Below are 13,186 nucleotides of genomic sequence, written 5' to 3'. Positions count from 1 at the left end.
TCACTCGGCACTAGAATTTCAACACCAGATGGTGAATCTAAGAAGGTGTACGCTAGCCGTATTAGAGCAAGCGAAAAAAACCCCGTTTAAGTACAGCTGGCGTACCTAAACGGAGTTTTGTGGCGCCCTATAGTACGGCTGGCGTACCTAAACGGTGTACTACTGGTACGGATCGCGTACTGGGCTCTTTATTTTTTAATGGTTCGTTTTTACGCCAGTTGCTAAGTGCAGTTCTGGTCGCGCTCATCTCAAGCTTTCCCTCGCAGTAATCGACCGCGTAAAACGTAACGGCGTATAGGGAGCATTGATGCAAGCCGCGTTGGCGCGTCAGCAAGATAAAGCCAGCCTCAATTAGTTCAAGGCGGGCCTTATTGAGCGTGTCTTTACTTTTCCACCCGCGCGGCCTCATTGTCTTTTCAAAGCTCATGGACAAATCGCCATTGTTCCTTAAGTTGTACTGAGCAAGTAGATCGAAAAGCAGCTTGTTTGCTTGCGGAGATAGCGCGGCAAACGATTGGCTGCGAAGCATAGCGAAGGGCACGGCAGCAAAGGTGCCCGGCTCGCGCTTCAGCTTCGCCGCCTCACGCGCGGCCTTTTTGGAATAACTCACGCATCAGCCGCGCAGGTTCGTTACGAATTGTGGCCGGCCCGTCCGTGCTTCGGCCACAAGCTCACCAGCGCGCCCAACGTCATCGGCCAGATCGAATGCAAGCCAGATGAGGTTTTGCTGATTGTCTTCGGACAGGCTCTTAAAAGCGGCGAAGCCTTCGCCGGAGAGCAGCGTCAGAAGCGAGCGCAACTTTGCTATAGCAGCATCGAACTGATCCCGGCTGGCCAATTGGTCAGAAATGGAAAGGGAGACGATAGATTCAGAACTCAGTTCCATTATGGCTTTGCCTCCTCGGTCACGAGATTAACAACAGCGCGGTAATTCACCGGATCGGCGAAGAACTTGTGCAGCTCTCGATTTTGATATGCCGTGCAGCACTCAGAGAGTTTGATTGGCTGAGGTGCCTTGCCTGCAATCACCAACTGACGGAACTTCTCGCGGCTGAACGGCGCGAAGGGGGCTATCTGATTCCAACGGCTCATGCCATCTGCTGGGAGGGTTTGACTTGCTGGTGCTGCAGTTACTGGTTGTTGTGCCATGTTTGCCTAACTTTGCATGTTGCCGCCTTAATTCAGCGGATTAGTGCAAAGGTTAGGGATGTCAATGAGCGGCGAATAGCCAGGTAGGTTACGAAAACTCACCCCTTAAAACGCAGCAATAGGTGGGTAGCCTCCGAGGTGGAAGAGCCGCAAAACCTAGCGCCCATGCGGCTCTTGGGGGTGGGCAGGTTACTCGCTCGGGGTCTTCGGGGCGCCACCTCCGGGCTTCCAGTTCGCTACTTTTGCGACCTCCTCAATTCCAGTTTCGTTTGGTCTGCCCTCATCATCGGTCAGGCCAAATGTGGCCGCGTTTTCTCTCAACCATTTCATAAGTGCCTGTTTTGGATGTTTGCCGTTCGGGTCGGTTACAGCCTTCCAAGCCTGTACTGCCGCCGCAAGCTTTGGAGCATACCGATCATTGCCCGGATCAAGGTAGTCCGTTGGCTCTAGAGCAGGGAAGAGGAAGCCCTTTCTAAAACCTCGTGATACAAGCCACTCCTTCACCGAACCGACCGACACAACCGATGCATCCACATCAACGGAACCTGGAATCGCTCCAACTGAATTACCATATGAGTCGTTTTGGTAAACCTTCCCTCTGATCTTGCCCGATTGCAAGGCGTCGCTAATAGCTATCTTCGCTGGCGCATAGCCTTTGGGTTGTTCGGAATAAACTGTGCGCTCGCAGGAAGCCCCTGCCTTCGATGTTGGATCAATGCCGACAATTAAGAGTGCGGCCTGAACTATGGTTAATTCGTCGCACCATCGCCAGTTCTCCGAAATTTCATCTGAAACGTCCATCTGTTCCTTTTTTTTAAGTAATGATAGGTATCGCCGTACGGGCAATGGTTTCCCAGTGCTCGCCGTCGCGGTAGGCATGGCCCAACTCGTGGATAAATTCGGCTAGCACTCGCGGCGCGTCATGCTGCGGCCCTGCCGAATTTGCCGGCGATTACCTTGTTTCCGTCGTTGATCTGCGCTTCCACGAACGAGGCCCACAGTTGCAGAATCTTGCTACGCTCGTCCGCATACTCAGCCCGGTTGTACACTCCCTTGATACCTTTGATAGAGTGCGCTAGCGCCTTTTCGATTGCATCAGACGACATCCCCATCTCGTGAAGATGGGTTGAAGCGGTGCGTCGAAAGTCGTGAATTACGAAGTGTTGAACGTCCGTTTTCATTGCGCGAATTGCTTGGTTGAGCGTCGATTTGGCGATGGGTCGGTCGTCATAGCCGCGCCGCATTGGGAACAGGAACCGCTGGCTATGCGTCAACGTTTGCACCTCGCGTAAAATTTCGACTGCCTGAGCCGACAAATACACCCAGTGCTCAATGTCCTTCTTCATACGTGCAGCCGGGATGCGCCAGATGCCGGCCTCAAGGTCGAACTCAGACCACTCGGCCTCGATCAGCTCGGATTTGCGCACCATCGTGATGATCAGCAGGTGCAGCGCTAGTTTGTAGGCCCGGCTCATATCGGATGCGTACACCGTTCGCATGACCCTACCGATTTCATCGGGCGAAAGGACGCGGGTGCGACTTTGCGGCGTGGCGATAAACCGCGCCACTAGCTGCTGTGCGGGATTGATGGTTACCACTTGGCGCGCGATCGCATACTCATACATGCGCTTAATCACATTTCGGGTTAATAGCGCCATCTGCGGTGCCTCCCGCCCCTTGATCTTGTCGCAAATAGCCAGCACGTCTCCCGCATTGACGTCGGCGAGCGGCTTGTTACCGATGGCGGGATAGACGTCCTTATCGAGCGCGCGGCGCGTCACGGTGCTATATGACTTGGATTTTTCGGCAATTCCGCCGCAAACCACAAATCGCCGAAAGCACGAACGGAATCATGTGGCTGTACGACCCCTCGATCTTTTTTGGCAGCGGCGATAGGGGACACGCCCGAGGAAACTGTCTCGCCATACTTGCGCGCCCGGTCCCGCGCGTCCTGCAAGCTGATCGAAGGGTATTCACCAATCGTCAAAAGAGGCTGTTGCTTTCCTTGCAACGAATAGCGGTAGCGCCATATCTTGGCTCCTGACGTCATCACCTCCAGCGCCAGGCCGCCGCCATCCGCGATTAGGTAGCGCTTGGCCTTGGGCTTCATCGCTTTGATGCGCTTGTCATTCAGGGGCATTGCGGTTCTTGGCATAGTTAGTACACAGAATTAGAGACAAGACGGCTCGTGTACTTAAGTGTGTACTAAAAGATTTTTGCCTTCAAATAACTTAGTTCGCCAAACTTTGCCTACTTTCCTATGAAACACCGCTAAATCTTGGCAAGCAGGGGCACTAGTTGCCGACTCGCTACTTTCCGATACAGAACCGCCCGAAAATCACCCCCAGCAAATCATCCGGCGTAAACTGCCCGGTAATGCTGGAAAGCTGATCCTGCGCCAGCCGCAGCTCTTCGGCAAACAAGTCCAGCGACTGGTCATCCTGCATTGCATGCTGGCGCGCCAGTTCCAGATGGTCGCTGGCCGCGCGCAGCGCAATCAGGTGCCGCTCGCGCGCTAAAAACAGCGACTCGCCCGTCTGCTGCCAGCCGGCGATGCGCAGCAGTTCGGCGCGCAGCAGGTCGATGCCGAGCTTTTCGTGCGCCGACAGATACAGGTGCACGGCGTCCGTGCTTTCATCCTTCGACGGCTTGTGGCCCGACAGGTCGATCTTGTTCCAGATGCGCACCACCGGCACGTTGGCCGGGAACGCCGCGACAATGGCTTCGTCGGCCGCGCTCGGACCCAGGTTCGCGTCCAGCAGGTGCAAGATCACGTCGGCCTTGCCCACTTCGCCCCAGGTGCGCTCGATGCCGATGCGCTCGACCACGTCGATCTCGTCGCTAATCGCGCGGATGCCGGCGGTGTCGATGATGTTCAGCGGGATGCCCTCGATCTGGATCGTCTCGCTGACCTTGTCGCGCGTGGTGCCGGCAATCGGCGTGACGATCGCAACGTCGGCCCCGGCCAGTGCGTTCAGCAGTGACGACTTGCCCACGTTCGGCTGCCCGACCAGCACGACATTCAACCCTTCGCGCAGCAGCGCGCCTTGCGCCGCCTGGCGGAACACGTGTTCCAGCGCCGTGATGATCCCGGCCAGCTGGCCGCGCGCGTTCGATTTTTCGAGGAAGTCGATTTCTTCTTCCGGGAAGTCGAGCGTGGCTTCGACCAGCATGCGCAGATTGGTCGTCTGGTCCACCAGCGTGTGCACCACTTGCGAAAACGCGCCCGACAGCGATTGCGACGCCGACTTGGCGGCAGCTTCAGTGGAGGCGTCGATCAGGTCGGCCACCGCCTCGGCCTGGGCCAGGTCGAGCTTGTCGTTGAGGAACGCGCGGCGCGTGAATTCGCCCGGTTCGGCCAGGCGCAGGTCCATGCTGCTGCCCGCTTCGAGCACGCGTCCCAGCAGCATCTGCAGCACGATCGGGCCGCCGTGACCCTGCAGCTCCAGCACATCTTCGCCGGTGTACGAATGCGGGCCCGGGAAGTACAGGGCCAGGCCCTCGTCGATGATGTCGCCGTTGGCGGCCTTGAACGGAATATAGGTTGCATGGCGCGGCGCGAGCGTCGCACCGGGGAACAGCGCGGCGATCAAGGCGCCGAGCTCCTTGCCGGAGGCGCGCACGACGCCGATGCCGCCGCGGCCCGGGGCGGTGGCGATGGCGGCGATGGGTGAGGTATCGAGTTTCATGGAGCGATTGTAAGGGATTCGGGTGATGGGTATGGGGGATGACTTGGGTTCCCGCCTCCGCGGGAACGACGGTTTTCAAGCTGCGGGCTGCGACACAACCCATGACCCGTAAAGCCAACACGTCATTCCCGCGCAGGCGGGAATCCAAGTCCATCGCACACGCCAAAAAAAACCCGCGCACAAGGCGCGGGTTTTTCGCAAGGACCAGGGCAGCTTACTTCGCTGCGGCCGTCTCGAACTTGCGCGTGATGACCCACTGCTGCGCGATCGACAGGATGTTGTTGACCACCCAGTACAGCACGAGGCCGGACGGGAAGAAGAAGAACACCACCGAGAACGCGATCGGCATGAACAGCATCATCTTGGCCTGCACCGGGTCGGTCGGCTGCGGATTGAGCTTGGTCGTGATGAACATCGACACCGCGTAGATGACCGGCAGGATGTAGAACGGGTCAGGCTGCGTCAGATCCTGGATCCAGCCGATCCATGGCGCGCCGCGCATCTCGACCGAGGCCTGCAGCACCCAGTACAGCGCGAAGAACACCGGCATCTGCACCAGGATCGGCAGGCAGCCGCCCAGCGGATTGATTTTCTCGGTCTTGTACAGCTCCATCGTGGCTTGCTGCATCTTGACCGGATCGCTCTTGAAGCGTTCGCGGATCGCCTGCATTTTTGGCGTGACCACACGCATCTTGGCCATGCTGCGATAACCTGCCGCCGACAGCGGGAAGAACGCCAGCTTGATCAGGATGGTCAGGGCGACGATGGTCCAGCCCCAGTTGCCCAGCATCGCGTGCAGCTGCGTCATGACCCAGAAGATCGGCTTGGCGATCACGGTCAGCATGCCGTAGTCCTTCACCAGCTCGAGGCCCGGGGTGATGGTTTCCAGCGTGCGCTCGTCCTGCGGACCCGAATACAGGCGCGAGTCAACCGACACGGTCGCGCCAGGCGCCACGGTACCCATCGACTGCACGGTACCGATCGCATACAGGTTGGTGGCGATCTTCTTGGTGAAGATGTCGCGCGGCGTACGGTCGGCAGGAATGAAGGCCGAGACAAAGAAGTGCTGCGAAATCGCGACCCAGCCGTTGTCGGCCTTCAGCGCGTGATCCGCACTGCCCTTTTCGATCTTCTCGAAGGTCAGCTTCTGGTACTTGTCGGCGTTCGTATAGAGCGTCGGGCCGGTGTAGCTTGGCATGAACCACGAATCGGTGGCCGGCTTGGTGCCGTCATGCTGCAGCTGCAGGTACAGCGACGGCTGGACCGGCGCGGTGCCGATATTGGTCACGTCGTGACGCACGCCGATCAGGTAGTCGCCCTTGCGGAACGTCAGCGTCTTGGTCAGGCGCACGCCGCCCTGCTCCGCATCCATCACGACCTGCACCTGGCCATTCGCGCCCAGCGTACGCACGCCAGGACGCACGGTGAACGGCGTGGTGTGGTTCGGCAGCACGCCAGCGGCAGTGGTGCCGATCAGGCCAGTCTGGCCCAGGTACACGTTCGGACCATTCACGCTGAACAGGACCTGGTTCTTGGTCTTGTCGAAGTGATCGCGGTACTGGAGCATCTCGAGGCGCTTGATCACGCCGCCGACCGGGTCGATGTCGACCTTGACGACGTCGGTGGTGACGGTGACGAGCGGGCTCGCCACGGCGGCCACTGGCGCGCCGCCAGGAACAGCAGGCGCACCTGGCGTGGCCGGTACACCTGGCACGGCATTGCTGCCCGCTTGCGGTGCAGCCGGCACATCGGATGGCTTTTGCTGGGCAACCTGCGCCGGACGCGCCGGCGAGAACATCGACTGTTTGCCGTTAGCCACCATCCAATTGTTCCAGAGAACAATCAGGGAAATGGCGAACACGATCCACAGGACAGTACGTTTATTGAATTCCATTGGAGTCTTCAGGAGTGGTTGCAACCGCAAGCGGCTGAATGGGATTCCTTGGCGCCGTGAGGCGGCACCGGGTCGAGGCCGCCGGCGTGCCACGGATGGCAGCGGCCCACGCGGCGCGCGGCCAGCCATGAGCCGCGTGCAGCGCCGTGGACGCGCAACGCTTCGATCGCATAATTGGAACAACTGGGGTAGAAACGGCAGCGCGGCCCGAGCATCGGCGAGATCAGCAGTTGATAACCGCGCAGGATCCCGACAAACAGCGAGACGAGCAGCGTTTTCATGCCGCGTCCACCGGCGCCGGGCGCCGCAGCTGCGACGCAAACAGGCGCGTCAGTTCCACCTTCAACGCGGCCTTCAGGGCCCGGTTCGTGGCCGGGCCATCCTTGCCGTTGACCGGCCGCGACAAGCGGACGATGCAATCGACAGGCGGCAGGCCGGTGGTGCGGAACAGTTCGCGCGTGATGCGCTTGATCGTGTTGCGCGTGACCGCGCGCGGCGCAAAGCGCTTGGCCGCAACGACGCCCAGCCGCGCATGCGGCAGTGCGTTCGGTCGCGTATAGAGCACGAAATGCGCCGTTTTTTGCGCCGGCCGCAAACGAAAAACGGATGAAAATTCATCCGTTTTAACGATGCGCCGAACGCGCGCGAAGTCGTGCGAACCTTCGCCTGTCATCACTGACCGCAACGTGCGGTGTGTGACTTAGACAGCCAGACGCTTGCGGCCTTTGGCGCGGCGAGCGTTCAGGACTTGACGGCCACCACGGGTAGCCATACGTGCGCGGAAGCCGTGCGTGCGCTTGCGACGGACGACGGAAGGTTGGTAAGTACGTTTCATGGTGGTCTCGCTTAAAGCAAAATAAGATGCAAAATCGGGTCTGACTTGAGTCAGATTCGGCGCCGATGACAATTTCGCAGATTAAGCTCGCGTCATGCCACAGGTCTCTCTTCGCCCGACTACCAGCCGCTGAAATTATCAGCCTGACACGGTGCACGGACGGGGAACCCTGAATTAGACTCTAATTCGCGCATCAGTGTCAAGGTGGATGTTGTTTCGCAGGCCGCCTTCATCGCCCTTCCCTGCCCCGCTGCCGGGCACCCCGACAGCCCGTTTCGGTGGAAAATATGTGTAGCGCCTGTGGATAACTTTGTCCGGTGCGGGTAAAATAGCGTGTTACGTATCAACAAGCGAAGTAATGGAAAATTTTTGGCAGACCTGTTCCGCGCAGCTAGAGCTTGAGCTCACGCCACAGCAATATAGCGCGTGGATCAAACCGCTGGTCGCCCTCGACTACGAAGACGGCAAGCTGCGCGTGGCCGCACCGAATCGCTTCAAGCTCGACTGGGTCAAGACACAGTTTGCCACCCGCATCACGGAGTTGGCAGCCCAGTACTGGGAAGCGCCGGTCGAGGTGCAGTTTGTGCTCGACCCCAAAACACATCCGTCGCGCAACACGGTGAGCGCCGGTGCGTCCGGCTCCACCGCGACCGTCGACTTCAACGCCCCGCGCCCGGCGCCCGGCGCTGAACACCCGAGCCCGAACAGCGGCAACGGCCCGAGCCACAACCAGAATCTGAACATCGCCAACTCGCCGAAACGCGAGCAAAGCCGCATCAACACCGAGCTGACCTTCGACAGCTTCGTGACCGGTAAGGCCAACCAGCTGGCGCGCGCCGCTGCAATCCAGGTGGCGAACAACCCGGGCGTGTCGTACAACCCGCTGTTCTTCTATGGCGGCGTCGGCCTGGGTAAGACTCACCTGATCCATGCGATCGGCAACCAGGTCATGGCCGACCAGCCGAACGCGCGCATCCGCTACATCCACGCCGAGCAGTACGTGCGCGACGTCGTCACCGCCTATCAACGCAAGGGCTTCGACGATTTCAAGCACTACTATCACTCGCTCGACATGCTGTTGATCGATGATATTCAGTTCTTCGGCGGCAAAAGCCGCACGCAGGAAGAATTCTTCTATGCGTTCGAAGCGCTGATCGCCGCGAAGAAACAGATCATCATCACGTCGGATACCTATCCGAAAGAGATCACGGGCATGGACGACCGCCTGATCTCGCGTTTCGATTCCGGCCTGACGGTGGCGATCGAGCCGCCGGAGCTGGAGATGCGCGTCGCGATTCTGCTCAAGAAAGCGCAATCCGAAGACGTGACGCTGTCGGACGACGTCGCCTTCTTCGTGGCAAAACACCTGCGCTCGAACGTGCGCGAGCTCGAAGGCGCGCTGCGCAAGATCCTGGCGTACTCGCGTTTCCACGGCAAGGACATCACGATCGACGTCGTCAAAGAAGCGCTGAAAGATCTGCTGTCGGTGCAGAACCGCCAGATCTCGGTGGAAAACATCCAGAAGACGGTGGCTGACTTCTTCAACATCAAGGTCGCGGACATGTACTCGAAGCGCCGGCCGGCCAACATCGCTCGCCCGCGCCAGATCGCCATGTACCTGGCCAAGGAACTGACGCAAAAGAGCTTGCCGGAAATCGGCGAACTGTTCGGCGGACGCGACCACACGACCGTGTTGCACGCCGTGCGCAAGATCGCGGGCGACCGCCAGAAGAATCCCGAATGCAACCACGAGCTGCACGTGCTGGAACAGACCCTGAAAGGGTAATCCGGCAGCAGCCGGGCAGACGCCTTGTGTTTGCCGCAGGCAATGGCACAATATCGTTTTAGTAATAATTAACCAATCAAACGTACTGAGGATAAAATGCAACTGGTCAAATCCACCCGAGATACGCTTCTCCGGCCACTGCAGATCGTGAGTGGTATTGTCGAGCGTCGGCACACTATGCCGATTCTGGCCAATATCCTCATTCGCAAAGATGGCCAGAACGTGTCGTTCCTGTCGACCGACACCGAAGTACAGATCACCACGCACGCCAATATCGGCGCGGGCGATGAAGTCGCCGGCACGACGGTCGCGGCGCGTAAACTCCTCGACATCCTGCGCGCGCTGCCGGAATCGGGCGACGTCACGATGACGCTGCAAAACAAGCGCCTGGCCGTGCAGAGCGGCAAGTCGCGCTTCGCGCTGCAGACGCTCGCGGCCGAAGAGTTCCCGACCGTCTCGATCGCCGACACCTACAACGCATCGGTCACGCTGCCGCAAAAGACGCTCAAGCACCTGTTCAACATGGTGTACTTCTCGATGGCGCAGCAGGATATCCGTTACTACCTGAACGGCCTGCTCTTGGTGCTCGACGGCAGCAATATCATTGCCGTGGCGACCGACGGTCACCGCCTGGCCTTCTGCTCGGTAGAAACCGAACAGCAGTTCGAGCGCCAGGAAGTGATCATCCCGCGCAAGACCATCATCGAACTGCAGCGCCTGCTCGAAGAAAGCGATGAGACGGTCCGCCTGGACATCGCCGCGTCGCAAGTGAAATTGACCTTCGCCGACATCGAGCTGGTCTCGAAACTGGTTGAGGGCAAGTTCCCTGACTACACGCGCGTGATCCCGAAGGGTTACAAGAACGACTTCACGATCAGCCGCGATGAGCTGCTGCGTTCGCTGCAGCGCGCCGCGATCATGACCAGTGACAAGTTCAAGGGCGTGCGCTGCATCATCGAGCCGGGCGTCATGAAGATCAGCTCGACCAATGCCGACCAGGAAGAAGCAGTCGAAGAACTCGAGATCGACTACGGCGGCGATTCGATCGACATCGGCTTTAACGTGACTTACCTGCTCGACGTGCTCAACAACCTGAAGTGCGACCAGGTCAACATCGCCCTGGGCGACTCGAACTCGTCGGCGCTGATCTCGATTCCCGAGGTCGGCGACTTCAAGTATGTCGTCATGCCGATGCGTATTTGATGCCTCGAACGGGCCGCTCCGGCGGCCCGGATGCAGCGTACCGCACGCTTCGCGTGCCGGTCTGAAATACTCAGTTTTAAAGAAAGTAGTCCATGTCCGAGAATACCCCAGCAGAAAATATCCCCGCCATCCCGGTGGATGATTATGGCGCCTCCTCGATCCAGATCCTGGAAGGTCTGGAAGCGGTGCGCAAGCGCCCGGGCATGTACATTGGCGACACGTCCGACGGCACCGGCCTGCACCACCTGGTCTTCGAAGTGCTGGACAACTCGATCGACGAATCGCTGGCCGGCCATTGCACCGAAATCCACGTCACGATCCACTCGGACAATTCGATTTCGATCACCGACAACGGCCGCGGCATTCCGGTCGGCCTGAAAATGGACGACAAGCACGAGCCGAAACGCTCGGCGGCCGAGATCGTCCTGACCGAGCTGCACGCCGGCGGCAAGTTTGACCAGAACTCGTACAAAGTCTCCGGCGGCCTGCACGGCGTGGGCGTCTCGTGCGTGAACGCACTGTCAAAACTGCTGCGCGTGACGATCCGCCGCGACGGCAAAGTGCACCAGATGGAATTCGTGCGCGGCGTGCCGCAAAACCGCGAACTGGCGATGGTCAATGGCGTCGAAGTCTCGCCCATCAAGGTCATCGGCGAAACCGACAAGCGCGGCACCGACGTGCACTTCTGGGCCGACGAGACCATCTTCAACCACGTTGAGTTCCACTACGAAATCCTGTCCAAGCGGATTCGCGAACTGTCGTTCCTGAACAATGGCGTGAGCATCAAGCTGACCGACCAGCGCTCGGGCAAGGAAGAAATCTATGCATTCGAAGGCGGCACGCGCGGCTTCGTCGAATACATCAACAAGACCAAGAACGTGCTGCACCCGACCGTCTTCCAGGCGACCGGCGAGCGCATGTCGGACCAGAATACGAACATCTCGGTCGACGTCTCGATGCAGTGGAACGATGCCTTCAACGAGCAGGTGCTGTGCTTCACGAACAACATCCCGCAGCGCGACGGCGGCAGCCACCTGACGGGCCTGCGCGCGGCGATGACGCGCGTGATCAACAAGTACATCGACGAGCACGAGTTCGCCAAGAAGGCCAAGGTCGAAATCTCTGGCGACGACATGCGCGAAGGCCTGACCTGCGTGCTGTCAGTGAAAGTGCCGGAACCGAAATTCTCGTCGCAGACCAAAGATAAACTGGTGTCGTCCGAAGTGCGCGGCCCGGTCGAAGAGATCGTCGCCAAGACCCTGACCGACTTCCTGGCCGAAAAGCCGAACGACGCCAAGATCATCTGCGGCAAGATCGTCGAAGCCGCCCGCGCCCGCGAAGCCGCGCGCAAGGCACGCGACCTGACGCGCCGCAAAGGCGTCATGGACGGCCTGGGCCTGTCGTCGAAACTGGCCGACTGCCAGGAACGCGACCCGGCGCTGGCCGAACTGTACATCGTCGAGGGTGACTCGGCAGGCGGCTCGGCCAAGCAGGGCCGCGACCGTAAATTCCAGGCCATCCTGCCGCTGCGCGGCAAGGTGCTGAACGTGGAAAAGGCGCGCTTCGAAAAGATGCTGTCGTCGGAACAGATCACGACCCTGATCGCCACGCTCGGCACGTCGATCGGCCCGGACGAATTCAACGTCGAGAAATTGCGCTATCACCGCATCATCATCATGACCGATGCGGACGTCGACGGCGCCCACATCCGCACCCTGCTGCTGACGCTGTTCTACCGCCAGATGCCGCAGCTGGTCGAGCGCGGCCACATCTACATCGCGCAACCGCCGCTGTACAAGGTCAAGGCCGGCCGCGACGAGCGTTATTTGAAGGACGACATCGAAGAAGCCAGCTACATGATGACGTTCGCGCTCAACACCGCGTCGCTCATCCCGCGCGATGGCGCCGAACCGATCAGTGGCGAAGCGCTGGGCGAACTGGCACGCCAGTACAACCTGGCCAACACCATCATGATGCGCCTGACGCGCGTGATCGACCGGGCCGCACTGACCGCGATCTTTAGCGGCGGCGTGGCACTGGACCTGACCACGCTCGAGAACGCCGAAGCATCGGCGCAGGCGATGGAAAAATCGATCAACGACCCGGCCGTGAAAGTTAAAGTGCGCTCGGACGACCTGTCCGAAAAGCACGCGCTGCGCATCGAACGCATCTACCACGGCAACGTGCAGGTGACGTCGATCGATGCCGACTTCGTGGCGGGCGCCGATTACGCCGTGCTGGCCAACTCGGCAGCAACGTTCCAGGGCCTGATGGGCGAAGGCGCGATCGTGCGCCGCGGCGAAGGCGAGCGCATGAAGGAATTCGCTGTACGCGACTTCCACGCAGCGATGCTGTGGCTGCGTGAAGAAGCCGAACGCGGCGTGTCGAAGCAGCGTTACAAAGGTCTGGGCGAGATGAACCCGTCGCAGCTGTGGGAAACCACGATGGATCCGACCGTGCGTCGTCTGCTGAAGGTGCAGATCGATGATGCGATCGCGGCGGATCAGATCTTTACGACGTTGATGGGGGATGACGTGGAACCGCGTCGGAACTTTATTGAGGCGAATGCGCTGCGGGCGGGGAATATCGACGTTTAAGATGTTTGCTTGAACGATCGTCCAGAAAGGGCC

Annotated in this window: 12 protein-coding genes and 1 pseudogene; 3 read left to right on the top strand and 10 right to left on the bottom strand. The window is 59.6% G+C overall.

Translation table 11 applies throughout. The features are described 5' to 3' along the window. Positions 1-127 precede the first annotated feature (127 nt). The 10 genes and pseudogenes from NX775_RS22785 to rpmH all read right to left on the bottom strand — a co-directional run bounded on the left by NX775_RS22785 (position 128) and on the right by rpmH (position 7,567). On the bottom strand, positions 128-610 hold the full coding sequence (locus NX775_RS22785; protein ID WP_258838059.1) for a hypothetical protein: 483 nt from the start codon (positions 608-610) through the stop codon (positions 128-130). Positions 611-613: 3 nt separating this feature from the next. Next, positions 614-886 (bottom strand): hypothetical protein, encoded by a 273-nt coding sequence (locus NX775_RS22780; RefSeq protein WP_258838058.1) that lies wholly within the window; start codon positions 884-886, stop codon positions 614-616. Beyond that, entirely contained in the window at positions 886-1,149 is a 264-nt protein-coding gene (locus NX775_RS22775; protein ID WP_258838057.1) for a helix-turn-helix transcriptional regulator, read from the bottom strand. The genes NX775_RS22780 and NX775_RS22775 overlap by 1 nt, the downstream gene beginning before the upstream one ends. Positions 1,150-1,338: 189 nt before the next feature. After that, on the bottom strand, positions 1,339-2,028 hold the full coding sequence (locus tag NX775_RS22770; RefSeq protein WP_258838056.1) for a hypothetical protein: 690 nt from the start codon (positions 2,026-2,028) through the stop codon (positions 1,339-1,341). A 41-nt stretch (positions 2,029-2,069) separates the two neighbouring features. Then, positions 2,070-3,304, bottom strand: a pseudogene (locus NX775_RS22765) (tyrosine-type recombinase/integrase). A gap of 154 nt (positions 3,305-3,458) precedes the next feature. Next, positions 3,459-4,838, bottom strand: a complete 1,380-nt coding sequence (gene mnmE, locus NX775_RS22760) for a tRNA uridine-5-carboxymethylaminomethyl(34) synthesis GTPase MnmE (protein ID WP_258838055.1) — start codon at positions 4,836-4,838, stop codon at positions 3,459-3,461. Between the two features lie 214 nt (positions 4,839-5,052). Next, positions 5,053-6,732, bottom strand: coding sequence for a membrane protein insertase YidC (yidC, locus tag NX775_RS22755; RefSeq protein WP_258838054.1), 1,680 nt, complete (start codon positions 6,730-6,732; stop codon positions 5,053-5,055). A gap of 8 nt (positions 6,733-6,740) precedes the next feature. Then, the gene (yidD, locus tag NX775_RS22750) at positions 6,741-7,013 is read right to left on the bottom strand and encodes a membrane protein insertion efficiency factor YidD (protein WP_258838053.1); all 273 of its coding nucleotides are present in this window, start codon (positions 7,011-7,013) and stop codon (positions 6,741-6,743) included. Beyond that, entirely contained in the window at positions 7,010-7,405 is a 396-nt protein-coding gene (rnpA, locus tag NX775_RS22745; RefSeq protein WP_258838052.1) for a ribonuclease P protein component, read from the bottom strand. Before rnpA ends, yidD begins: the two co-directional genes overlap by 4 nt. Positions 7,406-7,432: 27 nt before the next feature. Continuing rightward, positions 7,433-7,567 carry a 50S ribosomal protein L34 gene (gene rpmH, locus NX775_RS22740; protein ID WP_040378179.1) on the bottom strand — a complete coding sequence of 45 codons (135 nt, stop codon included), beginning with the start codon at positions 7,565-7,567 and terminating at the stop codon, positions 7,433-7,435. 358 nt (positions 7,568-7,925) lie between these two features. Here rpmH and dnaA point away from each other — a divergent pair, with 358 nt between their 5' ends. The 3 genes from dnaA (at position 7,926) to gyrB (ending at position 13,153) form a co-directional block, all read left to right on the top strand. Next, the gene (gene dnaA, locus NX775_RS22735; protein ID WP_183555234.1) at positions 7,926-9,353 is read left to right on the top strand and encodes a chromosomal replication initiator protein DnaA; all 1,428 of its coding nucleotides are present in this window, start codon (positions 7,926-7,928) and stop codon (positions 9,351-9,353) included. Positions 9,354-9,449: 96 nt separating this feature from the next. Then, a complete protein-coding gene (gene dnaN, locus NX775_RS22730; protein WP_183555233.1) occupies positions 9,450-10,556 on the top strand; it encodes a DNA polymerase III subunit beta in 1,107 nt (368 codons plus the stop codon). A 92-nt stretch (positions 10,557-10,648) separates the two neighbouring features. Then, complete coding sequence (gene gyrB / locus NX775_RS22725) at positions 10,649-13,153, top strand: DNA topoisomerase (ATP-hydrolyzing) subunit B (RefSeq protein ID WP_258838051.1); 2,505 nt, start codon at positions 10,649-10,651, stop codon at positions 13,151-13,153. The last annotated feature ends 33 nt before the right edge of the window (positions 13,154-13,186 follow it).

This window comes from Massilia aurea (assembly GCF_024753205.1).
Lineage (GTDB): Bacteria > Pseudomonadota > Gammaproteobacteria > Burkholderiales > Burkholderiaceae_D > Telluria > Telluria aurea.
The sequence above is the reverse complement of the archived record's forward strand: the minus strand, read 5'-3'. Positions and strand labels throughout refer to the sequence as shown.

Excerpts from the sequence above, each read along its gene's own strand:
- NX775_RS22780 (WP_258838058.1), bottom strand. The coding sequence starts at position 886 with ATGGAACTGAGTTCTGAATCTATCGTCTCCCTTTCCATTTCTGACCAA.
- NX775_RS22775 (WP_258838057.1), bottom strand. The coding sequence starts at position 1,149 with ATGGCACAACAACCAGTAACTGCAGCACCAGCAAGTCAAACCCTCCCA.
- NX775_RS22770 (WP_258838056.1), bottom strand. The coding sequence starts at position 2,028 with ATGCCTACCGCGACGGCGAGCACTGGGAAACCATTGCCCGTACGGCGA.
- mnmE (WP_258838055.1), bottom strand. The coding sequence starts at position 4,838 with ATGAAACTCGATACCTCACCCATCGCCGCCATCGCCACCGCCCCGGGC.
- yidC (WP_258838054.1), bottom strand. The coding sequence starts at position 6,732 with ATGGAATTCAATAAACGTACTGTCCTGTGGATCGTGTTCGCCATTTCC.
- yidD (WP_258838053.1), bottom strand. The coding sequence starts at position 7,013 with ATGAAAACGCTGCTCGTCTCGCTGTTTGTCGGGATCCTGCGCGGTTAT.
- rnpA (WP_258838052.1), bottom strand. The coding sequence starts at position 7,405 with ATGACAGGCGAAGGTTCGCACGACTTCGCGCGCGTTCGGCGCATCGTT.
- rpmH (WP_040378179.1), bottom strand. The coding sequence starts at position 7,567 with ATGAAACGTACTTACCAACCTTCCGTCGTCCGTCGCAAGCGCACGCAC.
- dnaA (WP_183555234.1), top strand. The coding sequence starts at position 7,926 with ATGGAAAATTTTTGGCAGACCTGTTCCGCGCAGCTAGAGCTTGAGCTC.
- dnaN (WP_183555233.1), top strand. The coding sequence starts at position 9,450 with ATGCAACTGGTCAAATCCACCCGAGATACGCTTCTCCGGCCACTGCAG.
- gyrB (WP_258838051.1), top strand. The coding sequence starts at position 10,649 with ATGTCCGAGAATACCCCAGCAGAAAATATCCCCGCCATCCCGGTGGAT.